The organism is Streptomyces sp. NBC_00012 (genome assembly GCF_045040875.1).
Classification (GTDB): domain Bacteria; phylum Actinomycetota; class Actinomycetes; order Streptomycetales; family Streptomycetaceae; genus Streptomyces.
The window spans coordinates 6,833,482-6,858,002 of the sequence record NZ_CP108309.1 but is presented as its reverse complement, the minus strand read 5'-3'; the positions used below and the strand labels follow the sequence as shown (position 1 = coordinate 6,858,002).

At 71.4% G+C, this 24,521-nt stretch carries 19 protein-coding genes; 8 read left to right on the top strand and 11 right to left on the bottom strand.

Annotated elements, in window-relative coordinates; all coding sequences use genetic code 11:
* Positions 1 to 105 precede the first annotated feature (105 nt).
* Complete coding sequence (locus OHA19_RS31380; protein WP_405711184.1) at positions 106 to 1,146, top strand: DUF3533 domain-containing protein; 1,041 nt, start codon at positions 106 to 108, stop codon at positions 1,144 to 1,146.
* A gap of 125 nt (positions 1,147 to 1,271) precedes the next feature.
* On the opposite strand, the gene OHA19_RS31375 is transcribed toward OHA19_RS31380, so the two are convergent.
* A complete protein-coding gene (locus OHA19_RS31375; protein ID WP_405752375.1) occupies positions 1,272 to 2,309 on the bottom strand; it encodes a hypothetical protein in 1,038 nt (345 codons plus the stop codon).
* Positions 2,310 to 2,489: 180 nt separating this feature from the next.
* On the opposite strand from OHA19_RS31375, the gene OHA19_RS31370 reads away from it, so the two are divergent.
* From OHA19_RS31370 to OHA19_RS31345, 6 genes are all read left to right on the top strand, one after another.
* On the top strand, positions 2,490 to 3,896 hold the full coding sequence (locus tag OHA19_RS31370) for a hypothetical protein (protein ID WP_405752373.1): 1,407 nt from the start codon (positions 2,490 to 2,492) through the stop codon (positions 3,894 to 3,896).
* Positions 3,897 to 3,950: 54 nt separating this feature from the next.
* Positions 3,951 to 5,225, top strand: a complete 1,275-nt coding sequence (locus OHA19_RS31365; protein WP_405752371.1) for an AAA family ATPase — start codon at positions 3,951 to 3,953, stop codon at positions 5,223 to 5,225.
* A complete protein-coding gene (locus tag OHA19_RS31360; RefSeq protein WP_405711191.1) occupies positions 5,222 to 6,466 on the top strand; it encodes a DUF2201 family putative metallopeptidase in 1,245 nt (414 codons plus the stop codon). Before OHA19_RS31365 ends, OHA19_RS31360 begins: the two co-directional genes overlap by 4 nt.
* A gap of 146 nt (positions 6,467 to 6,612) precedes the next feature.
* Entirely contained in the window at positions 6,613 to 7,125 is a 513-nt protein-coding gene (locus OHA19_RS31355) for a hypothetical protein (RefSeq protein ID WP_405711193.1), read from the top strand.
* 251 nt (positions 7,126 to 7,376) lie between these two features.
* Entirely contained in the window at positions 7,377 to 7,874 is a 498-nt protein-coding gene (locus OHA19_RS31350) for a phospholipase (RefSeq protein ID WP_405711195.1), read from the top strand.
* Between the two features lie 269 nt (positions 7,875 to 8,143).
* Positions 8,144 to 9,019, top strand: coding sequence for an alpha/beta fold hydrolase (locus OHA19_RS31345; RefSeq protein ID WP_405711197.1), 876 nt, complete (start codon positions 8,144 to 8,146; stop codon positions 9,017 to 9,019).
* Between the two features lie 54 nt (positions 9,020 to 9,073).
* On the opposite strand, the gene fxsT is transcribed toward OHA19_RS31345, so the two are convergent.
* The 4 genes from fxsT to fxsA form a co-directional block, all read right to left on the bottom strand.
* Entirely contained in the window at positions 9,074 to 13,003 is a 3,930-nt protein-coding gene (gene fxsT / locus OHA19_RS31340) for an FxSxx-COOH system tetratricopeptide repeat protein (RefSeq protein ID WP_405711199.1), read from the bottom strand.
* Complete coding sequence (gene fsxC / locus OHA19_RS31335) at positions 12,987 to 14,348, bottom strand: FxsC protein (protein ID WP_405711201.1); 1,362 nt, start codon at positions 14,346 to 14,348, stop codon at positions 12,987 to 12,989. The genes fxsT and fsxC overlap by 17 nt, the downstream gene beginning before the upstream one ends.
* A gap of 203 nt (positions 14,349 to 14,551) precedes the next feature.
* Positions 14,552 to 16,798 carry a radical SAM/SPASM protein FxsBH, inactivated beta-hydroxylase extension form gene (gene fxsBH / locus OHA19_RS31330; RefSeq protein ID WP_405711203.1) on the bottom strand — a complete coding sequence of 749 codons (2,247 nt, stop codon included), beginning with the start codon at positions 16,796 to 16,798 and terminating at the stop codon, positions 14,552 to 14,554.
* A gap of 67 nt (positions 16,799 to 16,865) precedes the next feature.
* The gene (gene fxsA / locus OHA19_RS31325; RefSeq protein WP_405711204.1) at positions 16,866 to 17,030 is read right to left on the bottom strand and encodes an FxSxx-COOH cyclophane-containing RiPP peptide; all 165 of its coding nucleotides are present in this window, start codon (positions 17,028 to 17,030) and stop codon (positions 16,866 to 16,868) included.
* A 256-nt stretch (positions 17,031 to 17,286) separates the two neighbouring features.
* Between fxsA and OHA19_RS31320 the strand changes: the two genes are divergently transcribed.
* Positions 17,287 to 18,183 carry a DUF4231 domain-containing protein gene (locus tag OHA19_RS31320; protein WP_405721306.1) on the top strand — a complete coding sequence of 299 codons (897 nt, stop codon included), beginning with the start codon at positions 17,287 to 17,289 and terminating at the stop codon, positions 18,181 to 18,183.
* 36 nt (positions 18,184 to 18,219) lie between these two features.
* On the opposite strand, the gene OHA19_RS31315 is transcribed toward OHA19_RS31320, so the two are convergent.
* From OHA19_RS31315 to OHA19_RS31290, 6 genes are all read right to left on the bottom strand, one after another.
* A complete protein-coding gene (locus tag OHA19_RS31315) occupies positions 18,220 to 18,699 on the bottom strand; it encodes a hypothetical protein (protein WP_405711206.1) in 480 nt (159 codons plus the stop codon).
* Positions 18,700 to 18,910: 211 nt separating this feature from the next.
* Positions 18,911 to 19,810 carry a S1 family peptidase gene (locus OHA19_RS31310; RefSeq protein ID WP_405711208.1) on the bottom strand — a complete coding sequence of 300 codons (900 nt, stop codon included), beginning with the start codon at positions 19,808 to 19,810 and terminating at the stop codon, positions 18,911 to 18,913.
* A gap of 253 nt (positions 19,811 to 20,063) precedes the next feature.
* Positions 20,064 to 20,879, bottom strand: a complete 816-nt coding sequence (locus tag OHA19_RS31305; RefSeq protein ID WP_405711210.1) for a DUF1684 domain-containing protein — start codon at positions 20,877 to 20,879, stop codon at positions 20,064 to 20,066.
* A gap of 4 nt (positions 20,880 to 20,883) precedes the next feature.
* Positions 20,884 to 22,164, bottom strand: a complete 1,281-nt coding sequence (locus OHA19_RS31300; RefSeq protein ID WP_405721308.1) for an NtaA/DmoA family FMN-dependent monooxygenase — start codon at positions 22,162 to 22,164, stop codon at positions 20,884 to 20,886.
* 17 nt (positions 22,165 to 22,181) lie between these two features.
* A complete protein-coding gene (locus OHA19_RS31295) occupies positions 22,182 to 23,249 on the bottom strand; it encodes an LLM class flavin-dependent oxidoreductase (protein WP_405711212.1) in 1,068 nt (355 codons plus the stop codon).
* A 346-nt stretch (positions 23,250 to 23,595) separates the two neighbouring features.
* Entirely contained in the window at positions 23,596 to 24,348 is a 753-nt protein-coding gene (locus tag OHA19_RS31290) for an amino acid ABC transporter ATP-binding protein (RefSeq protein ID WP_405721310.1), read from the bottom strand.
* Positions 24,349 to 24,521 lie beyond the last annotated feature (173 nt).

Below are 24,521 nucleotides of genomic sequence, written 5' to 3'. Positions count from 1 at the left end.
CAAGGGTGCGGCTCCCTCCCGGACCGGCGGCCCGCGAGAGGTCCGGTCAGCCGTTCGGCCCAGCCCCGCCTGCACGAACAACCGGCGCCCCGGAGCGTGGGGGGCATGACTTTCGCTGACGAGGTGAAGAACGCCGTCACTCCACGGGCCGCACTGCTCGTCATCGGTGTGCTCGGACTGCAACTGCTGTTCATCGCGTCCTACGTCGGGGCGCTGCACAAGCCGAAGCCGACGGACGTGCCCTTCGGCCTCGTCGCGCCCCGGCAGATCTCCGCACAGCTCCTCACCGAGCTGAAGGATCTCCCCGGCGGCCCGCTGGACCCCCGCACGGTCGCCGACGCGGCCACGGCCCGTGAGCAGATCCTCGATCGCAAGATCGACGGCGCCCTGATCGTCAACCCCCGGGGCACGACCGACACCGTGCTGGTCGCCTCCGGCGGCGGCACCTCGCTGGCCACCACCCTGACGAAAATCATCACGGAGGTAGACCGGACCCAGCAGCGCACGGTGCGGGCCGTGGACCTGGCCCCTGCCTCCGACCAGGACTTCAACGGGATCTCGTCGTTCTACCTGGTCGTCGGCTGGTGCGTCGGCGGCTACCTCTGCGCCTCGATCCTGGCGATCAGCGCGGGCGCCAAGCCCGCCAACCGCCGGCGCGCGGTGATCCGGACCGGCGTCATGGCGCTGTACTCGATCGCGGGCGGAATCGGCGGCGCGATCATCATCGGCCCGATCCTCGGCGCCCTGCCCGGAAGCTTCTGGGCCCTGTCGGGCCTGGGCGCACTGACCGTCTTCGCGGTCGGCATGATCACCCTCGCCCTCCAGGCCCTCACCGGCATCGTCGGCATCGGCCTGGCCGTCCTGATCGTGGTGATCGCGGGCAACCCGAGCGCCGGCGGCGCCTACCCGCTGCCGTTGATCCCGGACTTCTGGCGGGCGATCGGCCCCGCGCTGCCGCCCGGGGCGGGCACCTGGGTGGCCCGCTCGATCGCCTACTTCAAGGGCAACGCCGTCACCGGCTCCCTGCTGGTGCTGTCCGCGTGGGCGGTGGTGGGCACGGCCATCACACTCCTGGTCGCCGCGAACCGCAGCCCGGAGCAACTCAGCGGCGAACGGCCACCGTTCGGTTCGACGCCCGCCGCCTGACCCTCCCGCACCGCTCCCCACCCGCGAAGACGGCCCCTCTCACCCCTGGAGACGCCGGAGCACCCCCGGCGCGAGTGGGCGCCGGAAGCCGGCGCGCGCACCGTGCCGGGACCCGCCCGGCGCCGTCACCCGAGTGACCGTGCCAGCTTCTCCAGCCTGCGGGCGAGCCCATCCCCCTGGGCCGCGACCTTCGTGGCCTTGCCGGACCAGTAGTCCGGGCCCGTCAGCCGCCCGTAGCGCTCGATCCACCCTGCGGCCTCACGGTCCAGCCGCTCGGCCTTCGTCCGTACGTCGGCGTCCGCCGATGCCGCGAGAGCGTTCAGCTCGTCCACCAGACGCTGAACCTTCCGCACGAGTGGACTGGTACGCGGGCCGGACCGCCGGGCCGGACCGGCGGTGGACCGCGGCCCGGGAGCGACCGCCGAAGGCTCCGGGGCCGTCTCCACGACGGGGCGGCGGCTCGCACGCGGCCGCCTTTCCACGCCCGGAACCCGCAACCCCTCGGGCGTCATCGCACAGGCGTCGAGCGGCACCCAGTCGGTGCTGCTCCGCCCCTCCTCCGCCCTGATCCGGATACTCCGCGCCACGCCCTGCGTCTCGAAGCGGAAGCGGAGCACATGGCCGGTTCTCCCGTACATCTCCTCCATGGTCTCCGGATGGGCGGAGCCTGGCCCGAAGACCCAGTCCAGGCTTGCCGCGTCGCGTTCCAGCTCCTCGCTCGCCGAACGCCATTCGGGGTGCGTCAGCCGCCGGAACTGGAAGCGCACCCGCTGCCGGCTGTCACGCACCCGGAAGTCGACGGCGTCACCCGGACCCGAACCCTGGTCACGCAGCACGGCCCGCGCGCCGACCCCGCTTCTGCGGGCCCAGAGGGCGAGGTCCTGCTTGATGAAAAGGTGGTCCGCGCCATTGGCGCCGTTGGCCTCGCGGTGGCAGGAGGTGTGCGGCGCGTGGGCGAAGTGGCAGACCTTGTCCACATAGAGCCGGTCGGACAACTTACCGCCGCAGCCACCGAGTTGAGTGCCGCACCAGTAGGTGTACGCCGGATGCCTCCGCCGCAGACGCCGGAGCTCTTCGGCCTCCTGCGGCAGCACGATCCCCAGGCCCGATGCGGCGTTCCCGATGACCGCGGTCTGCACCAGCCTGCGGTCCGGTTCAGCCATGACACTCCTACCCCTGACAGCTCACACACCCCACCCCCACCCGCGCTCACATTGAAGCATGCGCTCAAGGGCCGGCCCGGATACACCTGGCGTCCGGGGAGAAGGGGAGCTACGCTGCCCCGCGATGACAACTCACTCTGTTAACAGATTGGGGGCCCCGTCCGCGCAAGGTGAGTGCTGATGCTCACTCAGGACGCGAACAGGGATTCCCGGCTTTCCTTCTGGGCGCGCGTGCGAGAGTTCGCCGTGCCGCCCTCCATCATCGAGACCGCGACCGCCCGCCGTCATGTCGGCGACTGGGCAGGGGCATGCGCCGCCGCGGGTGTCGATGTCGACCTCAGCCCTCGGTCCGTGGCGCGCACCCACGGCCGGGAACTCGCGTCCCGGCTCCGGGACGATCTTCGCCATCTGGCTCCCGACCTGTTGCGCTGGCACCTGCCGAGGATCGCTCCTCGCGGGCTGCTGCGGCCGGGCCTGACGGTCACTCTGGCCCGGTACGACACCGAAGGGCCCGGCGGCGTGCGTCCGGTGCACCTGGTGGTGCGGACCCCGCCCGCCTGGGCGGATGCCGGGCAGCGGATCGGGCTCGCGCTGTGGGACGGACCGGACTCCGGCACCGAGGCCCGCCGCCATCCGCACCACCGCCCGAACCCTCGGTTCCGCCTCGATCTGCACCGCCATCTGTGGGATGCGCGCAGGGCCGATGAGCTGCGGGCCCGGTCCGGGGCCGATGGGCCGGCCGCCGGCCGGCGGGACGCGGTGCCTTTCGAGGTGCTGGAGATGGTGCCGCCCGCACGTCGTTGCGCCGTCGACCGGTGGGCGGACGAGGCGGGGATTCTGCTCCGGGCCGAGGGTCGGTCCGCCGGGACCGTCGCCGTGCGGCTCGGGGGACGGCACCGGCTGCTTCTGGACCTGGTGCCGGAGCGGGACGGTCCCGGGCCGCCCGCGCTGCGGATCGCGGCCGCGACCACGGCCACGGACAGCGGCGCCTCTGCCTCGCCGGTGCTGCCCGACGCCGCGACCTGGGTGCTGCCCGACCTCGATCTGCTCCGTACCGGGTCGATCGAGGCCGGGCGGCTGCACCCGCTGGTCCTCGCGGCCCTGGTGCCGGATCATGTGCCGGCCGCCGCGACGCCGCCCGCGGACCGGGCAGGACAACCGCGCTTCGTGGAATGCCGGGGAGCCCGGCACCGGATCGGCCTGGTCGACGGGGTACTGGCCCCGCTGGACCACGATCCGGCCGAGATCCGCCGGGAGGAGCTGCTGGTCGCGCTGACCGGCACTCCGCTGCCCTGCCTCCAGGCCATCGACGAGGCGCACCGCCGTCCGGACTGCCTCACCGGTGTGCGCGAACGCCTGGACCACGGCGACATCGCCGGTGCGCTGGCCGTCGTCGAGGGTCTCCTGGGCCCCGGCGCGCTGCTGCGCAGCGGCGAACTGCGGGACGAGCTGGAGGCGGCCGCGCGGCGGCGGATCACCTACGGGCTGTTCCGGGCGGGCCTGGCCGAAGGGCCCGACCGCCTCCACCCGTACCACCGCCGGCCCGGTCACCGTCGCGCGCACCCGCGCAACGCCGCCCTGCGCTGACCCCGGAACCCCAACTTCCGTACGCCTCACCACGAACCCACAGGTGATTCAGACATGCTCACACGCACCCCTTTCGTCACGTCCGGCTCTCCCTCCGGCCAGGACCGCGCCTCCCAGCTCGGCATCGCCGGTGAGCTGACGGCCCTGCTGCGCGACACCACCACCGAACCCCGCCCCGACATCCAGCTGGAGGCCCTGGCCCTGGCCGTGGCCGCCGATCTGCCCGTACTCCTGTGGGGCGAGCCCGGCATCGGCAAGACCGCCGCGCTCGCACAGCTCGCCGTGTCCCTGGACCTACCGCTGACCACGGTCATCGCCAGCGTCCATGAACCGTCCGACTTCTCGGGGCTGCCCATCGTGGGGGACGATCCCGCGGAACAGGGCGTGCCGATGGCCCCGCCGGACTGGGCGGTGCGGCTGGTGCGGGCGGGCCGGGGGCTGCTGTTCCTGGACGAGCTGTCCACCGCACCGCCGACCGTCCAGGCAGCCCTGCTCCGCCTCGTACTGGAGCGGCGGATCGGCGCACTGCAACTGCCGCCCGGGGTACGGATCGTGGCTGCGGCCAATCCGCGTTCCTCGGCGGCCGACGGCTGGGAGCTGAGCCCGCCGCTGGCCAACCGGTTCGTGCATCTCCAGTGGACCCACGACCACGAGGTGGTGGTGCGCGGCCTCGGCGGGACCTGGCCCAGGGCGACACTGCCGCGGCTCGCCCCCGAACGGCTGCCGGAGGCCGTGGACTTCGCCCGTCGCGCGGTGTGCGGGCTCCTCACCGCCCGCCCGGCGCTCGTGCACCGGCTGCCCAGCGGCGAGACACGGCGGGGCGGTCCCTGGCCGTCGCCCCGGAGCTGGGACATGACGCTGTGCCTGATCGCGTTCGCGACCGCGGCCGGCTCCTCCAGGGACGTGCTCTCCCTGCTGGTCCGGGGCGCCGTGGGGGACGGTCCGGGGCTGGAGCTGCTGGCGAGTCTGGACCGGATGGACCTGCCGGACCCCGAGACGCTGCTCGCCGACCCGGCGGGGGCCGACCTGCCCGAGCGGGGCGACCTGCGCCAGGCGGTGCTCGACGGTGTGGTGGCGGCGGTCCGCAATCGCCCGGAGAAGCCCCGCTGGGACGCGGCATGGGCGCTCCTGGTCCGGGCGTTGGAGACCGGTGCCCCGGACGTGGTGGTCGTCCCGGCGACCACGCTCGCCTCGCTGCGCCGGGAGGACTGGGACGTTCCGGCATCGATCGAGCAGCTCGCCGGAGCGGTGTCCCTGTCCCGGCGGGCGGACCGGGCGGCGGCCCGGACCGCGGACCGGGCCGCCGCGGCGGCGAAGGCCGGCCGATGACACCCGACGCGCCGGGGGCGCTCGACCTCGACAAGCTCTTCGCCGCCCGGCTGCAGGCCGTCCGGGCCCGCCCCTACCTGGCGACGGCCCTGTTCGCCCTGCGCATCGTGGAGTCGCGGCGGGTACCGACGATGGCCGTCGACCGGCACTGGCGGTGCTACGCCTCGCCCGGTTTCGTGGACCGGACCCCGGTGGAGGAACTGGCCGGGGTGTGGGTGCACGAGGTGTCGCACCTGTTGCGCGACCATCACGGGCGCAGCGACCGGGTCGCGCGGCAGCAGGGGCTGACCGGTCCCGCGGAACGGCTGCGGATGAACATCGCCGCCGACTGCGAGATCAACGACGACGTGTTCGGCGAGGGGCTGGTCCGGCCGGAGGGCGCCGTCGATCCGGCCTCCCTGGGGCTCCCCGAGGGGCAGCTCATGGAGGACTACCTGCGTCGGTTCCGGCTCGGGCCGCATACACAGGACCTGGCCTGGCTGGACTGCGGCAGCGGTGCCGACGGGCTGGAGCGGGAGTGGGACCTCGGGCCGGACGGCGCACACGGCCTCAGCGAGCAGGAACGCGACGCGGTCCGGTTCCGGGTGGCGCAGGGCATCACCGGCCGTCCGGGCAACGCCTCGAAGGGGTGGAAGCGGTGGGCGGAGGAGGCGTTCCACCCACCGCAGCCGTGGCGGGAGCTGCTGGGTGCGGCGGTCCGATCGGCCGCCTCCGGGTCCGGCGCGGGCGAGGACTACACGTACGGCCGCCCGTCGCGGCGCTCGGCCGGTGTGCCCGGCGCCGTGCTGCCGAGCCTGAGGCGCAGGCCGCCCCGGGTCTGCGTGGTCATCGACACGTCCGGGTCCGTCAGCGACACCGAACTGGGCAGCGCGCTCCTGGAGGTCGCCGCGATCTCCCGCGCCGTCGGCGGCCGCCGCGACCTGGTCACCGTCCTCCCGTGCGACGCGGCGGCCAGGATCGCGCACCCGCTGTGCCGTGCCGAGGGAATCCCGCTGGTGGGCGGCGGGGGTACGGATCTGCGCACGGGCTTCGCCAGGGCCCTGCGACTGCAGCCACGGCCCGATGTCGTCGTGGTCCTGACCGACGGCCAGACCCCCTGGCCGAGTACGCAGCCGGCGTGCCGGACGGTGGTGGGTCTGTTCCCCCGGCTGTGCGACGAGGACGATCCGTACTACGTACCGGGCTCCCCGCCCGAGTGGGCACGCACGGTGGTCATCGGGGCGGCTCCCGCGGCGCGGTGAGGACCGAGCCGCCAGGATCACGGGCCCGCCCCAGGGGCTCCGGCGACCGCTGTCACCCCTTCGTCCGGCCCGGCGCACCGTCCCGGGTACTGTCCGCTTGTTCGAATCAGGCCCCGTATCCCGGGGTTGCACGTGGGAGAGTCGTCATGAGTGGAGCGGGACCGGCGGAGCGTATGTGGAAGCCGGGCAACGAGGAGGGCGGGGCGCTCGCGGGCCGGTGGTGGCAGTGGGCCATTTCCGCGCCCGACGACCGGAGTCCGGTCAGGGACACGACGGGTGAGCATGCCGCCTGGGACCAGCCGGACGACCTCTGGTTCCTGGCCGGCACCTACGGCGGGCGGGTGGTGCGGCGCTGTGCGATCCCCTCGGACCGGCCGGTCTTCTTCCCCGTCCTCAACATGCAGCACCCCCGTTCGTACTCGAGGGTGCCCCAGCGCATGACGGCCACGGAGGCCACGGCCTCGCTCAACAGCGTCCCGCTGCCGTTGCAGGAGTTCACCGCGCCGTTCAGGACCGGGCTGACCCAGCGTTACGCCTGGGGCATCTGGGGCGGCTTCGAACCACTGACTCCCGGCGAGTACGTGCTGGAGATCAAGGCCGCGGCCACGAACGGCTTCTGGGTCGACACGACCTACCACCTGGAGTCGAAGGCCTTCTGATCCACCGGCCGCAGGGACGGGCGGCGGGTTACGCACTGCCGCCGCAGGGACGGGCGGCGGCTTCCGGATGGCCGCCGCCCGGCACACGGACGAATTCCCGGCGTCCGGCCGACGCGACAGCCGGGTCGATCCGCCCGATCCCCCCGGACAGCCCCTGGGCGTGGCGCGCGCATGGCATCATGCTGAGCGATCTCGTGAGACCACGAGGAGCACGGTCAGCACAACTCCCTTTAATTTTGCGGAGGTTGCTCATGCGTCGCCGATTCACCGTCCCGCTTGCCACAGCCGCTCTGTCGCTTCCCCTCGTTCTGCTCCCTGCCGCGTCCGCCTCGGCCGCCCCGGCGGACAAGCCCCAGGTCCTCAGTTCCTGGACCCAGACGAGCCTCTCCAGCTACAACTCCTGGAACTCCGCCCGCAACAACCAGGGCGCCTGGGCCGCGTACGGCTTCGACTGGTCGACCGACTACTGCAGCAGCTCGCCCGACAACCCGTTCGGCTTCCCCTTCCAGAACGCCTGCGCCCGCCACGACTTCGGCTACCGCAACTACAAGGCCGCGGGCAGCTTCTCCGCCAACAAGTCCCGGATCGACTCCGCGTTCTACTCGGACCTCAAGCGCGTGTGCGCCGCCTACTCCGGAGCGAAGCTCACCGCGTGCAACAGCACGGCATGGACGTACTACCACGCCGTGGACATCTTCGGCGTGGCACCGGCGAAGGCGGGTTCCGCAGGACTCGCCCGAGCCGCCTGACCAGCGCCCGCACCTCCCCCTGAACGCGACAACGGGCTCGTCCGCATCGGCTGGGGTGATGCGGGCGAGCCCGCCACTCCCCCTCGGCCGATCGCCGCCGGCGGGCTCGCAGCCGCCCGCGGCAGCTGAGTCCTACCCCTCCCGCATCATCCGCCGCCCTCCAGTGGGTTTCCAACTCCGCGACCTGGTAAGAGCTCTGATGAGCCATCATCGAATCGGGCGGGAAGCGGCGGGCACTCGGTGCCCGCACCATACGGAGGAGGCACCAAGTGCGTAGTCGGGTGCGCGCGGCGGACGGGCGGCATCTGGTGGTGGAGCGACTCGGGGATCCTCGCGGCAGACCGGTCTTCCTGCTGCACGGGATGCCCGGCAGCAGGCTCGGTCCGGCTCCGCGCGGCATGGTCCTGTACCAGCGCAAGACCCAGCTGATCACCTACGACCGGCCGGGCTACGGCGAGTCCGACCGGCTGCCGGGCCGCTGTGTCGCCGATGCCGTTCAGGACGTACGGGCCATCGCCGACCACCTCGGGCTCGAACGGTTCGCCGTGGTGGGCCGCTCCGGTGGTGCCCCGCACGCGCTGGCCTGCGCGGCGCTGATGCCCGAGCGGGTGACCCGTACCGCCGCACTGGTGGGGCTGGCCCCCTGGGGGGCCGACGGTCTCGACTGGTTCGACGGGATGGCCGCCTCCAACGTACTGGCGTACTCCACGGCCGCGGCCGATCCGGACGGGCTCGCGGAGTCGTTCATCTCGCGGTCCGCGGTGATCAGGAAGAACCCGGTCCAGCTCATCGACGATCTGCGCCAGGAGCTGACCGACTCCGACCGGCTGGTGGTCAACGACGCCGGGGTCCGCACCATGCTGCTGCGCAACTACCGTGAGGGGCTGCGCACTTCGGCCTGGGGCTGGATCGACGACGCGCTCGCGTTCAGCAATCCGTGGGGGTTCGACCCGGCGGACATCACGAGCCCCGTGATGCTGTGGCACGGCGAGAAGGACGTGTTCTCGCCGGTGGGCCACTCGCGCTGGCTGGCCGAACGCATCCCGAACTCCACCGTCGTGGTGGAACCGGCGGCAGCGCACTTCGACGCGCTGCACGCGCTGCCCAGGATCCTCAACTGGCTGCTGGACCCGCCCGCCGGATGACGGGCAGGGCCGGCGGTCCGGGAGCGTCCGGTGACGGCCGGACGCTCCCGGGGCTCATACCGCCGTCGGCTCCAGTTCGCGCTCGAACCGGTCGTCGTCCCGGGCGATCCGGGTCATCGGATGGTCGTCACCGAGCTGGCGGGCCAGCTCCTCGACCGTCTCGGTCCTCAGCCGCAGCGCCTCGTCCTTGCGCCCCATCGCGTCGAGCGTGACCGCCATGTTCGACGTCATGGCCAGGGTCTCCGGGTGATGCGCCCCCAGTACCCTCCTGAGCTGCCCGGACACCTTCTCCTCGGTCTCCAGCACCAGATCGAGATCGCCCCGCTCCGCCGTCGCGTTCGCCAGGTTCATCACGCAGAACAGGGTGTTGGGGTGCTCCGGCCCGTACACCTCCCGCATCGAGGCGACCACCCGGGTCAGCACCCGCACCGATTCCTCGGACGCGCCGGTCCCCGACTGGTAGACGCCGAGGTTGTTCAGCGCGGCCAGGGTGTACGGGTGTTTCTCCCCCGGTACCTTCATGTACTGGTCGACGACCTCCTGTGCGGTGTCCCTGGCCTCGGTCGCCTCGCCGGCCGCGAACAGGTCGGCCGCCAGATTGAGATCGCAGGCCAGCGACTCCGGGTTGGCGGAGGTGTACTTGGCCCGGTACCTGGACCGGGTGGCCACCGTGAGCCTGCGGGCATCCTCCAGTCTGCCCGCGCGGCGCAGCGACACCGCGAGGCTCTTCGCCGCGCTCAGCGTGCCCGGGAAGGCCCGGCCGAGCGTGGCCTTGTAACTGTCGTACGTACGGCTGAGGATGCCGACCGAGTCCTCGTACCGTCCGACGTCCCGCAGGTCACGGGCCAGGTTCATGGCCGAGGAGAGGCTGTAGGGGTGTTCCGCGCCGAGCACCTCGACGCGCCGGTCGAAGACGTCCTGGTCGATCTCGCGGGCCTTGGCGTACTGGCCGATGGATCGCAGGGTGAACGCCAGGTTGTTGGCCGCGGCCAGCGTCCTCGGGTGCGATTCGTGGAAGATCTGGTTGAACCCGTCGGTGGCCTCGGTCGCCAGCTCGATCGCCCTGGTGTACTCCCCGAGCGTGCCGAGGTCGGTCGCCAGGCTGCTGGTGCTCATGTACGTGTGCGGGTGCTCCGGGCCCAGGACCTCCCGCTGCGTCGCCAGGGTGATCTCGTCGAGCTCCCTGGCCTCCACGTAACGACCGCGCGAGCGGTAGATGTTGGAGAGGTGGAAGCAGAGGTAGAGGTACTGGATGTCCCGCTCCCCCAGCGTCTGACGCCAGATCTCGCGCAGCTCCTCGCAGACCGTCGTCGCGGTCCGGAAGTCACCGCGCTTCCAGAGGTAGCGGACCCGGTCGATCAGCAGCCTGCGGGCCTCGGGCTCCTTGCAGTTGCGCGCGTCGGACGGGCCGAGGTGCGGCCAGATGGTGGCGAACTGCGGCCAGGTCGAGGGGTTGTCGATCGGCTCGTCGTCGTCGGGCCGGGCGCCCGCCAGGATGCGGTGGACGGCGTGCCGGGCGTCCTGCTGCTCCTCCTCGGTGAGCTGCGCCCGGATGACGGCCTGGACGAGCCGGTGCACCTGGATGGAGTTGGACACCTGGTCGACCTTGGCGAGGGCGAACCGGCCGATCTCCCGGATGACCCGGCCCAGCACCAGCTTCTCCTGGAGCGAGGCGTCGTACGGCTTCAGCGCCTCAATCATCTCCTTGCTGTACAGGAGGTTCCCCGAGATGGGCTCGGGTGCGAAGAAGGCGCAGAGCTGGAGCAGCCGGACCGCGGCGGGCGAGCGCTCCTTCAGCCGCTGGATGGAGATGTTCCAGGTCGCGGCGACCGGCTCCGGGTATCCGGCCGGCTGGTTGAGCGCCAGGACCTCGGGGGCCTGCTGGGCCAGCTGTTCGAGGTAGGTGTCGATCGGGGTTGCGGTCTCGGCGATCCAGGCCGCCGCCTGCTCGACGGCCAGCGGCAGGTCACCGACGGCGGTGGCCACCTGGGCGGCGTCCTCGTCGCTCAGCCCCGGGGCCCGGCGCTGGAGGTGTTCGATGGACTCCTCGCGCAGGAAGACATCGACCGGCAGCGCGTCGCCGTGCTGGGACCAGGCCTGGTTGCGCGAGGTGACCAGGATGTGGCCCGAGCCGCCCTGCGGGAAGTAGCGCCGGAGCCGTTCGGGGTCGTCGGCGTTGTCGAAGACCAGCAGCCAGCGGTCCGAGGGCACGCCCCGCCGCAGCAGGTCCACGGCCTCCTGGGAGGCGGCCGCCATGTCGTCGCCGCCCTGGGCACCCAACCGGACCGCGAGCTCGGCGAGCGCGGCCACCACGTCGTCGGTCTGCTCGGAAGATATCCACCAGACCAGGTCGTAGTCGGCCATGAACCGGTGCACGTACTCCAGGGCGACCTGGGTCTTGCCGACGCCGCCGAGTCCGTACAGGGTCTGCGGCTGCGGCAGCACCACGGCCATGCCGCCGCCGAGCTGGTCACGCATCCGTTCCAGGACCAGGGAGCGGCCGGTGAAGCCGGGGTTGCGCGGCGGGGCGTTCCAGATCCTGGGGACGGTGCCCGGGAAGCGCGGTCCGGGCGACACGGCGTCGGTGAGCTGTACGGGCCGGTCCAGGGCGCGGAGCAGGGCGGCGGTGGCGTGCACCTCGTCGAGCCGGAAGAGGTCGACGGGGTTGCGGTCGATGTAGGGCGCGGAGAGCCGTACGTCACCGACCCTGAGCGGCAGCAGATGGCGCCGGCCGCCGCCGGGGTCCTCCGCCACGGCCCGGTCCCAGAGGTTCACCGCGCGCTGGGACTTGAGGTAGGCGCTGGAGAGCAGCACCACGGTGCGGGCGGCGTTCTCGGCGGGCGCCTGTTCCACGGCCTCCCGCTGGGCGGACACGTCGCGCGGCACGACGCGGAACCCGGCCCGGGTGAGGACGGACTCGATCCAGTCGGCCCACATCCGGTTCTCCGCCACATAGCTGAGGAAGAGATCGGCCGGCAGCGCGGGCCTGCGCCGGGTGAACGCGTCCCGGATGCGCAGCCGCACCTCCTCGCCGACCGGCGGCATCGAGGTGATCTGCTGGTCGGTGATGACGGCTGTGAGCCGTTCGAAGGCGGAGAGCAGCGAGTTGCTGAGGCCGGCCTCGTCGCCGAAGGTGGCGAGGGTCTCCTCGTAGGCGTAGTAGGGGCGGTACGGGATCTCCACCGCGCCCCAGTAGGCGGTGAGTTCGTCCCCGGACAGGTCGCGCGGCAGCCGGTCGAACTTCAGCCGGGCCAGCGCCCGTCCGGCATCCGCCTTCTCCTTCTCGCCCTCGTCGATGCGCATCGGGACGGGGAAGATGGAGATGGGGCGGCCGGTGTAGCGCTCGGAGATCTGCCGGGCGACGGAGGCGGCGCCGTCGATGGACTGGTCGCTGAGCGTGAAGCAGTCGACGAGGACATCGGGGAGGTGGACGGTGCAGATGTCGGCGATGTCGCTGAGGCCGGTCCGGCTGTCGATGAGGACGTAGTCGTAGTTGGCCTTCATGTCGTCGCGCAGGGCGTCGAAGAAGTGGCCGCCGCCGAGCCGGTCGTAGAAGTTGTCCCAGTCGAAGGTGGAGACGGTCGCGGAGTACTCGCGGTTCTGCCGTCCGGCGGAGACGAAGTCGAGCGTGCCGCCCTGCGGGAACTCCCAGCCGAGCGCCTCGGGGGCCAGGGAGACGGCGTGCGGCTGGATCCGGGCGTAGTCGCGGTGCCAGTCGTCGGCGCGCTGGACGGGACTGGTCGCGGCCCAGGCGTACTCGGTGATCAGATCGATGACGCCGGTGGTGGCACCGAGTGTCGACGGGTCGAGGAACGGATGGAAGAACCGGTGGAGTCCGGGTGCCTCCAGGTCCCAGTCGACGGCCAGTACCCGTTTGCCGTTGGCGGCGAGTATCCAGGCGGTGTTGGCCAGGGCCATGGTGCGCCCGGTGCCGCCCTTGTACGAGTAGAAGGTGACGATGCGCCCGTCACGACTGGCCGTCATCCGTGTCCTCCGCATCCGTCGCAGGGTCGTGTGTCTCGGGGATGTAGTTCGTCTGCGCCATCGGCCCCATCAGCCGTGTCCGTTCGGTGTGTCCGCCTCCGGTGGCGGGTGGGTACACCGCCGCGTGTCTCAGGTACTGCTGGGCCGCCACCTCGACCACCTGCGGCAGGATCTGCCCGAAGGCCTCCATGCTGGGGACGCCCTTGGCGGCGGCCCGGCAGTAGGCCCGTCCCTGGCGCATCTTGGTCGGCATGGTCTGTTCGAGCTTCTCGGTCAGTTCGGCCTCGGCCGCCATGCTCTCGTGGTCCTCCCGGTTCCACGGCACGATCATCGTCACCCACGGGCGGTTCTCGGCGTCGAAGGCGGCGAGCCGCCGGCACCGGTCCTCGTCCTGCAGGGCCCAGCGGTCGACGAGCAGGATCTCCGGTCTGCTGGGCGGCTGCTTGCCCTCCGCGTGCCCGGTCTCCTCGTCGAAGGATGAGATGGTCGCCTGGTAGTTGAGGGAGCGCACCAGGTCCTCGGCGACATAGGCCAGCGGCCGGGCCGCGGCCGGGTGGTAGGGGTTCCAGTCCTGCGGACTGTCGCCGTAGTAGTCGGCACAGCGTCCCGCGGGCAGGTCGTGCCGGGTGGCGGCGGCGATGGTGACCTGCATCGGACGGGGGCCGCCCACCGAGCTGTTGGGCGGGCCGAAGGCACTGGGCGCCAGCCGGTAGTCGACGGGGCGGCCGGTGCCGATCCTTATGGTGTCGGCGACGTTGACGATGCGCTTGGCGAGTTCGTACACCGCGCGCTCGTACTCCTCGGCGAAGAGCCGGAGTTTGATCAGTCCGTAGAGTCCGTCACTGACGTAGCGGTCTCCGAAGTCTCGGTGGTTGAACTGCAATCGCTCGGCGGGGCCGGGGAGTTGACTCGGGGGTACCGGGACCCAGAGGGCCGGGACGATCGCCTCGGCCCGTTGGTTGGAGCGGGCCCGGTGATGGATGGCGCGCTGCGCGAAGGCGTACCACTCCTTGCCGCACATCTCGCTCGCGAAGTAGCGCGGCGAGAACAGCGGAACGAACACCCGGCAGGTGGCGAGCACCTCACCGAGCCGTTCCGACCAGCCCTCGCCGGAGCGTATCTCGCGGTCGATGAACCCCGCGGGCGCGCCCGCGGGCAGATCCGTCATGGCCATCACATGGTCACAGAGATCCTTGAAGAGGCGTTCGACCCACATATCGGGGTCCGTTCCACGGCCGTAGCCCGGTGTATGGGCATAACTCAAGAAGAAGTACGGCCGATGGTCCGCCGCTCGCTGCTGCGTTGTTGCGTGCACACGACCCCCGTCCTGTGTGAGCACCCGCATCCGGGGACTGAAGTGAATGCGAGCGAATTCATCATTCCGGAGCGGACGTTGCTCCACCCCCATGGCGTTCGGTCATTCAACGCCGGTTTTCAGTCATACGTTCCCGGCTTCAGCCGAACATTTCCTTGATCGAATTCCGTCTGCGGTTGTTCCTCCCAGTTGTCCCGTGTGTGACGCCCCCCGACCGAACCGGAATTCGACCCTCAGATCTCTTTTCGCATCAGATCCAACAGCCGCTTTCCGCTGACGGTGAGCTCGGCAGCACCCTCCAGCGTTTCGAGGGCCTGCGGTACGCCCTCCAGACAGCGTGGCTCGAATGCGCCCAACGCCATCCGTTCATAGGTCTCAGCCAGCAACCGGGAAAACGGAACTGGTTCTTCCTGCCAGGGAATCCGATGTTCCCAGGCGCCGTCCGCCGCGTAAAGATCCGTGACATCGGCCAGCGCCTGCAATTCGGCCCGCCGCGATCCACGCAGCAACGCGAGTGCCAGGTCCTCGGCGCTGCCGTCCACGGCGATACCCAACGCGCCGCGGCCGTGCCGCCCCACGGCGGGTTCCGTCGCGGCGTGACCGGTGAGCGGCGTGAGGGTGGTGAGGCGCCCCGCCATCTCCGCGGCCCGCAAAGGCGCCTTCGCCTCGATCAGCGTCCAGGCGTCGCCGACCCTGGCCATCAGGTCAGCGGCGGCCCGGTCGTCGAGCGCGGCCGCTGCCGGCGCGGCGAAGCAGTCGCGGTACGGGTCGAGGTCGTCGATCGCCAGGTCGGGCGCCGGGCCGGACGCTCCGCCGGGCACCACGAGCCGGCGCACCGGCCGCCAGCCGGCACCGGCCGCCGGCGACAGCGCGACCCGCCGCTCGGCCGGGACGCCCTCGTCCCGCCGGACCAGGAAGCCTCCCTCGACGGCACGCACCCGCGCCGTGCCGCGCTCCCCCGCTGCGCCGATCCGCAACTCACCGAGACCCGGCAGGACCAGCCTGCCGTCCGCGTAGTTCACGCCCACGGGGATGTCGAGGCCGGCCCGTACGGCGGCAGCAGCCAGACAGGCCGTCAGCCGCAGCGCCCGCTCCACCGCCCCCGGCCGCTCGTGGAGCGCCTCCAGCGCACGGAGCAGCCAGGTGCGGGTGTACGGGTGGGACAGCACCTCGTCCAGGCCGCGGGCCCCCTCCTCGGAGGACTCGATGACGGCGGCCAGCTCCCAGGCCCGGGTCCAGCGCTCGTCGCCGTACTCCTCGACGTCGGCGTTCAGCCGGGCCAGCAGCATGCGGGTGAGGTCTCGCTGGGAGGCGGCCAGCTCCACCGGGTCGGACACCTCGGGTGCGACGAGGGACGCCGCCGTGCGGGCCTCGATGCCGCGCACCAGGGCGGCCAGGTCCTCGCAGTACACGGAGGGGTTGTCGAACTCGCCGGACGGCCCGGCGGAGCGGTACCGGTGGGTGTAGAGGCCGCCGCCGCACGAGCGCACGACGGGACAGAGGCGGCAGGTCTCGCTGACACCGGCCAGCCCGAGCTGACGGGCCCGCACCCCGGGGTGGGCCGCCACCTCGTCGAAGGTGTGGGTGAAGACGTCGAACCCGGTGGCCGCGGCGCCCTCGTAGGCGCTCTTGAGCGAGTCGACCTGCTCCAGCTGGCCGTCGGTCTCGACGACGACGAGGTCGGTCGGGGCGAGCCCCAGGGACTCGGTGAGGCTGGGGCCGCCGCTCAGCGTGGACAGCACCGAGGAGAAGAGCCGCACCGGCACCGGCCGACCCTGCTCCTGCCAGCGGTCGAACACCGCGAGGAGCCATTCGGCGTAGGCGGTGGGCGAACCGTCCGGGCGGGGCGGCGGATCGTCCCAGGTCGCGTGCGGGAGCAGGAAGTCGATGAGCGGCGGTTCGAGCTCGATGAGCGCGTCGAGGACCGCGACCGGATCGTTCTCGATGTCGATGGTGCACAGGAGCCCGAGATCGAGGTGGCGGTAGCGCTCCTGCCGGAGCAGTTCCACGGCCTTGAGGACCCGGGAGTGACTGCTGCGTCCGTCGGCGTAGCGGCGGTGCCGGTCGTTGGCGGCCCGGTCGCCGTCGAGGGAGATGCCGACCCTGACATGGAACTCGTCGAAGAGGTCGAGATACCGCGGACTGAGCTGGAGTCCGTTGGTGTGGATACGGAGGTCGAGCTCCGCGACGCCGTCGAAGGCGGAGGTGAGCACTTCGCAGACTCGCCGCAATCGGGCGGGCCCCGCCAGTAGAGGCTCCCCTCCGTGCAGGATCACTGACACGGAGGGCAGTGCATGTGCCTTGGCATGCTCGGCCAAGCGTTGAGCAGTCCGGAAAATGACATCATCAGAGATTGTTCTGGGCCGGGTTCGCCAGCTCTGATCTGCATGTTCATAGACATAGCAATGGTCACAAGCAAGATCGCACCTGCTGTGAACCTTGAGAACGACTTCACGGAAAGGGACCAGGGGTCCTGTCATTCCACCAGTCTAGCCAGCCCGAAGGGGTGCTCGGAGCTTCGGTTCACGAGGTGTCCGGCGGGTTGTTTCAGAGCGCCGAGTTGAAGGTCGATGCCTGGGTGGGGCGACCGGCGGACACGGCGTGCACGCGACCGAGCTTCCGGGCAGCAGCAGTGCCGCGGACATCGATCTGGGCGAGCGGCACACGCTTCTTCGCAACGGCGAAGGAGAGGGAGGATTCTGAGGTGTTCACGGCCGTCCTTGAGGGGATTTGTTCCGATGGAATGGTTCCGGACAGGAATGCAGCAACAGTATCTGCACCATTGCAGTGTCCGGCGGCACGACTTTACTCTCATGGCCTCGGTTGGCAACTGAGGACGGCCACTTGGAACGAGAGCGTCACACAAGGCCGTCCCGAATCGAACGGAACCATCGATTCCGCCATTGAAGTGACGACATAACCGCAGACGGGAGTGAACATGACGGCGCTTCCCGGGCCGCTCCAGAGCATGGTCTTCAGGAACGCCGACCTGCCGGCGCTCTTTCACCATACGGACGAGATCGCCATCGCGAGGCAGCGGGAGGCCGTGAACACCACCCGCATTCAGCTGATCCTCCTGGTCACGGGGACGGCACCGGCCGCGATCCCCTGGCACGCCGAGCTGGGTGACACGTTTCAACTCGTCGACGCCGCAGGCGTGTTGGCCTACCTGGGTGTCCTGATCACGACGTACCTCTCCGCCCGGCGCAAAGCAAAGTCGCATTGGCAACTCAACCGCTCGGCGGCCGAGTTCATCAAGTCGATGTGCTGGCGTTACTCGGTGCACGGATCGCCTTTCGACACCGGCACCCAGCACCCGGAGGCGGTGTTCGCGAACCGCCTCGAGGAGGGCCTTCAGGAACTGCGCAAAGTGGGGTGGACCGACCCCCGCGACCTGACGGCCGATTCGGGCGGGCTGATCACCGACTCGATGCGCGAGTTACGGGACAAAGCGTTCACCGTACGCAAGGAGACGTACGTGCGTGACCGCCTCATCGAGCAGAGAAGTTGGTACCGCAGGCGTCAGGATGTGTCCCGGCGGGCCACCCTGGTCTGGTCGACCACCATCGCCGCGCTGACCGCGCTCGCCCTGGTGTTCGCCCTGCTGCGGACGTTCTCCGTCACCCAGTCCTTCGCCCTGACGGGGGTGCTGTCGGCGGCGGCGGCCGCCTGTCTGGCGTGGAGCGAGATGCGCCGTCACCACCCGCTGATCTCGGCCCACTCCCTGGTGGAGCAGGACCTCGAGGCGATGCAGGTGGCGATGGAGACCACACTGACCGAGCGCCAGTGGCCGGGCGCGGTCTTCGAGACCGAGCGCGTCGTCTCCCCGCAGCACACCGACTGGCTTGCCCGGCACCAGATGTGACGTGATGCCAGTGGAGCCGGACGGCCGCTCGGGCGGTCAGCCCCGCTCCACGCCCTCGCGCCAGATCACCGTGACCGGACGGCCCAGACTGCGGGCGTACGTCACGATGTCGCCCGTGCCGCCGAGGCCACGGGCCGGCCTGCCGTCCCACACCGCGAGCAGCCGGTCGCAGTGGTCGGCGATGTAGGCACCCGCCGCGTAGTACGCCTCGTCGGTGGAGTGCGGGTAGTCGAGCCGGACCTCCCGGGCCGCCCGGTCCTTGAGGGCCCGGTAGCGGGCGAGTTCGGCCGCGTCCTCGAAGCAGGACTCGTAGTCGCCGCTCGGGATCACCACGGTCAGCTCGGCGCCGCGGGCCAGGGCGAGGTCGGCGAAGATCTGGTCCGCCCCCACCGCCAGGCTGGAGAGGGCCTCCATGGAGCCTTCGTGGCCGCGGAGCGCCGCGCGTAACCCCGCGAGCACATGGGCGTGGGCCTCCTGCGGAATGGTGCGATGACCGGTCACTCCGATGCGCTTCACGGACCTGGAACCCCCTGAGGTGTCTGCCGGGGGCCCGGGGGACGTCCCCCGGCCGGCGCAGCGCCCGCCCCCGTTGCTCCTGCGTGACCGACCTGCCCCACATCCTCTCAAAAGCCGCGGGGTGAGCGGGAGCCCCCGCCCAGCATTCGGGCAGGGGCTCCGTCGCGGTCGGCCGCTTGTTCGAGGGCCGGGCCGGGGGTGTGGCGGAGGGTCAGTAGACGCTGACCCCGTACGCGCTGAGCGCCTCGGTGACCGGCTGGAAGTACGTGGTGCCGCCGGAGGAGCAGTTGCCGCTGCCGCCGGAGGTAAGACCGATCGCCTTGGAGCCGGAGTAGAGCGGACCGCCGGAGTCGCCGGGCTCCGCACACACATTGGTCTTGATCATGCCGTAGACGATGTCGCCGTTGCCGTAGTTGACGGTGGCGTTGAGGCCCGTGACGGAGCCGCTGTGGATGCCGGTGGTGGAGCCGCGGCGGGTGACGGACATGCCGACCGTGGCATTGGCCGCGCTGGTGATGTCGACGCTGCCGACGGTGCCCTCATGGGCGACCGAGGCATTGTCGTACCGGACCAGGCCGTAGTCGTTGGTCGGGAAGCTGGAGCCGACCGTCGGGCCGATGCTGGTCGAGTTCGACGAGTTGGTGTACCAGGGCGGGTTGCCGTCGGTGCAGTGACCGGCGGTCAGGAAGTAGTAGGTGCTGCCGCTGCGGACGTTGAAGCCGAGGGAGCAGCGCCAGCCCGGGGCGTAGATCGCGTCGCCGCCGGAGAGCAGTTTGCTGATCTTCCCGGCGGTGCGCTCGATCTTCAGGGCGCCGGAGTTGACCCCGGCGGACTGCTTGATCTGCTCGATCTCGGCCTTCGAGACCGTGCGGTCGACGGTGACCACGAGCTTCTTGCTCACCGGGTCGACGTTCCACGCCGTGCCCGCCACGTCGGCGCCGAGCACGGCGTCGCTCGCGGCGGAGAGCTGCGCGGCGCTGAAGGTGGTGTTGGTGTCCGCCTGGGCGCTGGGGACGGCGAGGGCGGCGACGGCGACGAGGCCCGCGGCGATGGCGACGGCCCTGGTGCGTCTCGCGGTGCCGCTGAGGGGGGTGGTGCGCTTGATCCTCACTTTTCATTCCTCCCGAGGGGAAGTCGGGGATCCGCCTGTGGGGTGGTCGGACCCGTGAGGCGCAGTCGTTCGCACGGCCGTTCGCCCGAACCACAGGCATGCCGTGTTCCTGACAAGCGCTGCTCGGGAGTATTCAAGGTGTCAACTTGTGGCGCAAGGGGGCCCTCTGGCCTGAACTTGTCGCGCCGCACGGAACGGCCCCGGCGGCACAGGGGCCGCCGGAGCCGTCACCCCGAAGAGATATGACGATACGTCAGTTGGCGAGGCGGTTGCGCTCCCCCGCCTCGACGGCGATGGAAAGGGTGTTGCCCGGCGGCGGGAAGGGGCAGATGAAGTGGTCCGCGAAGGCGCACGGCGGCAGCAGCGCACGGTTGAGGTCGACCATCACACTGCCGTCCTCCGCGGGGGCCGCGGGCCGCAGGAACCGGAAGCGGTAGCTGCTGTTCCCGCTGGTCGCGTCGGCGAAGACCGCCCAGAGCGAGCCGTCGGGCTCGACCGCGACGTGCAGCGTGTGCTCCGCGCCGTCGGCCTCGAAGGCGATCTCACCGGCGAGCCCGAGACCGCGCTCGACCCCGTCAGCGTTCTCGACCCGGACCGTGCGGGCGCTCTCGTACGGGCGGAAGGTGCCCTGGAGCACCCAGCGGGGGTCGTACCCGGTGGCCTCGATGGCCCGGAAGGCGCGCCGCGCCGGGGAGTCCGGGTCGAAGTCCCGTACCGCCCAGAGCCCTTCGCGGCTCAGCACGACCAGCCGCCGCTCGCCGTGCGCGACGCGGGACTCACCGATCGGGCCTCGGTCGGCGGTGAGGCGGACCTGGCCGGTGAAGGGCTCGCCGTCGACGGTCAGCCCGTCCGCGGCACGGGCGCTGAGCACCAGCTCGTCGCCGTCCTCCCGCCATTGCCCGGGTACTCCGGGGATGCGGCCCTCCGGGTGGTCGGAGAGCCAGTGGGTGCCGGTGAGGGAGAGCGGTCCGTAGGGGCCGGCGACCGTGGCGGTGCGCTCCTCGTGCCAGTGCTTCCAGTCCTGTGCCGCCTGCTCGGGTCCGTGCGGCTGCTGTGCGTCCGTGCTCATGCGGTCAACCCTTCCATACCGGCTCGGCGAGCCCGAGATGCGAGCGCAGTGTGGGACCGGTGTACCGGGAGCGGAACGCCCCGCGCTCCTGGAGGAGCGGGACCACCCGGTCGACGAAGTCGTCCAGGCCGCCGGGGGTGAGATGCGGTACGAGGATGAATCCGTCGGCGGCGTCGGCGGCGACGAACTCGGTGAGCTGCTCCGCGACCGTTCGCGGGCTGCCGATGAACGACTGCCGGCCGGTGGTCTCGATGACGGTCTGCCGGATGGACAGCCCCTTCTCCTTCGACAGCGCACGCCAGCGCGCCGCGACGGCGAGCAGGTCGCCGTGCTTGACCCGGCCCTGGACCAGCGAGGATCCGGGGTCCGGGTCGATCTCGGGCAGCGGTCCGTCGGGGTCGTAGGAGGAGAGGTCGCGGCCCCAGATCTGTTCCAGGGCCAGCAGCGCGTTCTGCGGGGAGACCTGCCTGCGGCGGATCTCGGCCGCCCGCTCCTGGGCCTCGGCGTCGCTGTCGCCGAGTACGAAGGTGACGCCGGGCATGATCTTCAGCTCGCCGGGTTCCCGGCCGTACTTCGCCAGCCGCGCCTTGACGTCGGCGTAGAACGCGCGGCCCGACTCCAGGGTGCCGTGCCGGGTGAAGACGATGTCGGCGGTGGACGCGGCGAACTCGCGGCCGTCCGGGGAGTCACCGGCCTGGATGACGACCGGATGGCCCTGCGGGGAGCGCGGGACGGTGAACTCGCCCTCGATGGCGAAGTGCTGCCCCCGGTGCCTGAACGGGCGCGGGGTGCCGTCGGGGGTCCAGGTGTCCCACAGCTCGCGGGCCGTGGCGACGAACTCGGCGGCCCGGGTGTACCGGTCGGCCCGGTCGAGGTAACCGCCGCGCCGGAAGTTCTCCCCGGTGAAGGCGTCGAAGGAGGTGACGACGTTCCAGGCGGCCCGGCCCTCGCTGAGGTGGTCGAGGGTGGCGAGGCGGCGCGCCAGTTCGTACGGCTCGTTGAAGGTGGCGTTGACGGTGGCGGCGAGACCGAGCCGGTCGGTGACGGCCGCCAGCGCGGCCAGCACGGTGAGGGATTCGGGGCGGCCGACCACGTCCAGATCGTGGATGCGGCCGTTGTGCTCGCGCAGCCGCAGCCCCTCGGCGAGGAAGAAGAAGTCGAACCTGCCGCGCTCCGCGGTGCGGGCGAGGTGCTCGAAGGAGGCGAAGTCGATCTGGCTCCCGGAGCGGGGGTCCGCCCAGACGGTGGTGTTGTTGACGCCCGGGAAATGGGCGGCGAGATGCATCTGCCTGGTCGCGGCGGTCATGCCTGTTCTCCTTCGAGGGCGTACCGGTTGGCGGGGCGGGCCAGCCCCAGGTGCTCGCGCAGGGTGCCGCCGGGGTAGAAGGTGCGGAACAGGCTGCGGTGCTGAAGCAGCGCCACGGTCCCGTTGACGATCCGTTCGAGGTCGCGCCCGGGGGTGATGGGTGTGAGGTGGAAGCCGTCCGCCGCGCCGTCACGGTGCCACCGGGTGATCAGTTCGGCGAGGTCGACCGGGCCGCCCCGGTAGTACGAGCCGCCCGCGGCGAGCGGTGGGCTGCTCTCCAGTCCCGGTTCCGGGGCGGTCTCGGCGTCGCCGAGGTCGACGGTGAGCGCGACCAGGACCCGGAGTGTGCCGGGGTCACGTCCGTGCGCCGCCGCCCGTCGGCGCAGGTCGCTGCGGGCCGCGGCGGCCTGCTCGGGGGCGGTGACCCGGACCAGGACGACATCCGCGTGGCGGGCCGCGGTCTCCCGGGCCGGGCCGCTCGTCCCGTCGACGACGGTGACCGGGCGGCCCTGCGGGGGCCGGGGCACGATCGCCGGGCCCCGGACGGAGAAGGAGGCGCCCTCGAAGTCGATGTGGTGCAGTTTGTCGCGGTCGATGAAACGGCCGGTGGCGACGTCCCTGATCTCGGCGTCGTCCTCCCAGCTGTCCCACAGCCGGGCGCCCACCTCGGCGCTGTCACCGGCCTCGCGCCACAGTTCGTCGGCGGGCGCCGCCGGACGCCGGCCGAACAGCCGGGCCTCGGCCCCGGTGGTCGACACATCGGCCTGCCAGCCCGCCCGGCCGCGGCTCACCCAGTCCAGGGTGGCCACGGCCGATGCCACGTGGAACGGCTCGGTGTGGGTGGTGGTGACGGTGGGCACCAGGCCGATCCGGCCGGTGGCGGGCGCGACCCGGGAGAGCACGGCGAGCGCGTCCGGGCCGGGTCTGGCGAAGGAGTCGCCGAGCGTGACGAAGTCGAGGGCGCCGTGCTCCGCGAGCCGGGCGAGGCCGGTGTAGTGCCCGTGGTCGTAGCGTGGCGGCCCGCCGATCTCGGCGGCCAGGTGGAGGGGTGCGGTGGCAGTCATGGGTGGGACCTCTCAGGTCTCTTCCGGCTCTCTCGGGGCTCTTCCGGGGCTCTTTCGGCGCTTTTCCGGGCGTCTCGGGGCGTCTCGGGGCTCTCTTCGCGCTCTTCCGGGCCTCCCGGGGCTGCTCGCGGGGCGCCCGCGGGCCTTCGGCCCGTTCCTGGCTCAGCTCCCGGGCCCGGGCAGGCGCGGCGGGTTGGTCTCGGACCCGGTGACGGCCTCGACGGTGAGCCCCCCGCCCTTCGCCTTCCACGCCTCGGCGTACGAGCCGTTCCGCACGAGGCGGTCGATGGCGGCCGCGTGCGGCGGACGGACACGGGGGTACTCCTCGGAGCGGGCATGGGCGGGTTCACAGGACCTTGGACAGGAAGGCCCGGGTGCGCTCGTGGCTCGGGCGGTCGAGTACGTCGCCGGGGGTGCCCTGCTCGACGATCCGTCCCTCGTCCATGAAGACGACGGTGTCGGCGACCTCGCGGGCGAAGCCGATCTCGTGCGTGACGACGATCATGGTGGTGCCCTGGATCGCCAGGTCCTTGATGACATCGAGGACTTCACCGACCAGCTCGGGGTCGAGCGCCGAGGTCGGCTCGTCGAAGAGCAGCAGTTTCGGTTCGGGGGCCAGCGCGCGGGCGATGGCGACCCGCTGCTGCTGTCCTCCGGAGAGCTGCTTGGGGTACGCACCCGCCTTGTCGGCGAGTCCGACCCGGGCGAGCAGCTCCTCCGCGGCGGCCACGGCCTGTTTCTTCGGGCGGCCGAGGACGGTGACCGGGGCCTCGACGATGTTCTCCAGCACGGTCAGGTGCGGGAAGAGATTGAAGTTCTGGAAGACGAAGCCGATCCGGGTGCGACGGCGCAGCACCTCGCGCTCGCGGAGCTCGTACAGCTTGTCGCCGGCCCTGCGGTAGCCGACCAGGGTGCCGTCGACGCTGATCCAGCCGTGGTCGACCTTCTCCAGGTGGTTGATGGTGCGCAGCAGTGTGGACTTGCCGGAGCCGGACGGGCCGAGGACGACGGTGACCTCTCCGGTCCGTACGGTCAGGTCGATGCCGCGCAGCACTTCGAGGCTGCCGAAGCTCTTGTGGACGGAGCGGATCTCGACCATGGCGTCGGTGGATCCGGTGGTGGTGCTCTCCGGGCCGCCGGCGAGCGCTTCATGGCCGGCGGCGGGAGCAGTGGTGTGCGGTCCGGTCGCCTTGTCGATGAGTGGATCTCTGGTGAGGGGCATGAGGGTCCTTGGGCTGCGGTGTACGAGGGCGGGGGGCGGGCCATGCCTTC

Excerpts from the sequence above, each read along its gene's own strand:
- OHA19_RS31380 (WP_405711184.1), top strand. The coding sequence starts at position 106 with ATGACTTTCGCTGACGAGGTGAAGAACGCCGTCACTCCACGGGCCGCA.
- fsxC (WP_405711201.1), bottom strand. The coding sequence starts at position 14,348 with ATGCGGGTGCTCACACAGGACGGGGGTCGTGTGCACGCAACAACGCAG.
- OHA19_RS31300 (WP_405721308.1), bottom strand. The coding sequence starts at position 22,164 with ATGCATCTCGCCGCCCATTTCCCGGGCGTCAACAACACCACCGTCTGG.
- OHA19_RS31305 (WP_405711210.1), bottom strand. The coding sequence starts at position 20,879 with ATGAGCACGGACGCACAGCAGCCGCACGGACCCGAGCAGGCGGCACAG.
- OHA19_RS31370 (WP_405752373.1), top strand. The coding sequence starts at position 2,490 with ATGCTCACTCAGGACGCGAACAGGGATTCCCGGCTTTCCTTCTGGGCG.
- OHA19_RS31290 (WP_405721310.1), bottom strand. The coding sequence starts at position 24,348 with ATGGTCGAGATCCGCTCCGTCCACAAGAGCTTCGGCAGCCTCGAAGTG.
- OHA19_RS31350 (WP_405711195.1), top strand. The coding sequence starts at position 7,377 with ATGCGTCGCCGATTCACCGTCCCGCTTGCCACAGCCGCTCTGTCGCTT.
- OHA19_RS31375 (WP_405752375.1), bottom strand. The coding sequence starts at position 2,309 with ATGGCTGAACCGGACCGCAGGCTGGTGCAGACCGCGGTCATCGGGAAC.
- OHA19_RS31355 (WP_405711193.1), top strand. The coding sequence starts at position 6,613 with ATGAGTGGAGCGGGACCGGCGGAGCGTATGTGGAAGCCGGGCAACGAG.
- OHA19_RS31295 (WP_405711212.1), bottom strand. The coding sequence starts at position 23,249 with ATGACTGCCACCGCACCCCTCCACCTGGCCGCCGAGATCGGCGGGCCG.
- OHA19_RS31320 (WP_405721306.1), top strand. The coding sequence starts at position 17,287 with ATGGTCTTCAGGAACGCCGACCTGCCGGCGCTCTTTCACCATACGGAC.
- fxsBH (WP_405711203.1), bottom strand. The coding sequence starts at position 16,798 with ATGACAGGACCCCTGGTCCCTTTCCGTGAAGTCGTTCTCAAGGTTCAC.
- fxsT (WP_405711199.1), bottom strand. The coding sequence starts at position 13,003 with ATGACGGCCAGTCGTGACGGGCGCATCGTCACCTTCTACTCGTACAAG.
- OHA19_RS31360 (WP_405711191.1), top strand. The coding sequence starts at position 5,222 with ATGACACCCGACGCGCCGGGGGCGCTCGACCTCGACAAGCTCTTCGCC.
- OHA19_RS31365 (WP_405752371.1), top strand. The coding sequence starts at position 3,951 with ATGCTCACACGCACCCCTTTCGTCACGTCCGGCTCTCCCTCCGGCCAG.